Annotated in this window: 1 protein-coding gene; it reads right to left on the reverse strand. The window is 69.0% G+C overall.

Features of this window, described 5'->3' with window-relative positions:
- Positions 1-128: 128 nt before the first annotated feature.
- Complete coding sequence (locus DEI92_RS16215; protein ID WP_111014281.1) at positions 129-1,319, reverse strand: ABC transporter substrate-binding protein; 1,191 nt, start codon at positions 1,317-1,319, stop codon at positions 129-131.
- Positions 1,320-1,384 lie beyond the last annotated feature (65 nt).

Below are 1,384 nucleotides of genomic sequence, written 5' to 3' on the forward strand. Positions count from 1 at the left end.
GGCCGGCGTCAGTCGCGCCCCTCGGGCGCGACTGACGCCGGCCGGGTCCGTCGCCCGGCGGTCGCCACCGCCCTCCGGCCGGGAGGCGCGGTGCGGGGCCGGCACGCGCCTCCCGGCCGGTGGGTCGGCTAGAAGCCGAACCCGATCTTCTTGTCGATGAACTGGTTGGTGTACAGGTCGTCGGCCGTGAGCCCCGACTGGACGTGACCGCCGGACTTCTCGAAGATCGGCGCCGCCTTGGTGATGAACGAGTTCAGCCGGCTGGCGTCCATGTCGCCGACGTAGCCGTTGCTGCCGTCCGTGGCGACCTTGAGCTTCTTCATCTGCTGGACGGCGAACGCACCGACCTTGGCGTCGTAGGTCCAGCCGTTGTTGTAGTCCTGCACGAGCGTGTCGATGAGGTCGTTCGTCGGCGTCGGGTTCTTGAAGTAGTCCACGTCGGCCTGCTGCATGACCGGCACGAGCTTCTTCAGGCACGGGGTGAGCTTCGCCAGGTCGCCCGAGCGGACGGACATGGTCTCGGGGTAGGGGTTCCACCCCGTGCTCGAGACGAGCGAGGAGTCGAGCTTCTTGCCCCAGGCCGCAACCTCGTGCTGGTAGATGTACGGCTCGGCGGTCGCGAAGCCCTGCTGCGCGTCCTTGCCGCCCGCGGTCACGAACTTCGACGGCGTGCCGTCGTAGCTGCCGTCCTGGACGCTCGTCGGCAGGTAGCCCGCCTGTGCCAGGTAGGTCATGTACGCGGCGCCGCTGAAGTAGCGGACGACGCCGCCCTTGGCCTTGAGCGCCTTGCCGAGGCTCTTGATGCTGTCGACGCTCTTGTACGTCGCCGGGTCCCACATGAGGACCATGGGCGACTCGTCGTTCTCGGCGAACACCGCGGTGGTGGGCAGGTTGCCGGAGAACTCGACGGCCTCGTCCGTGGAGACGTAGCCGAGCGTGATCGACTTGTCCTGGTACATCTGCGAGCTCACCGTGGAGTAGCCGATCGCGGGACCGCCCGCGCGGATCTCGAGCTGCACACCCGTCGACTTGCCGTTCGCCATGAGGTCGCCCGTGACGGACTTGCCCGAGGCGTCGATCTTCGGGTTCGCCCCGAGCATCTGGTAGAGGTGCCCGTGGTCGGCTTCGGGGTTCCAGTCCGTCTGGACGACGACGGTCGAGGGGCAGACGCCGGACAGGTCGACGGCCGGGCCCTTCGCGGCGGACGACGTGGTCGCGGCGCCGGCGCTGTCCGACGTGCTCGTCGAACAGCCGGTGAGGGCGAGGGCGGTGACGCCGAGGGCTGCGGCGACGACGCCGAGACGGGTTCTGCTGCGCATGGGTGCTCCGTTCGTGGTGCAGGTCGGGGTGGTGCGGGTGCAGGGTGTGGTGGGAGGGGGAGACG

Source organism: Curtobacterium sp. MCBD17_034, from assembly GCF_003234515.1.
Lineage (GTDB): Bacteria > Actinomycetota > Actinomycetes > Actinomycetales > Microbacteriaceae > Curtobacterium.

What these genes read in the sequence shown, in the direction of transcription:
- DEI92_RS16215 (WP_111014281.1), bottom strand. Translation starts at nt 1,319, where the DNA reads ATGCGCAGCAGAACCCGTCTCGGCGTCGTCGCCGCAGCCCTCGGCGTC.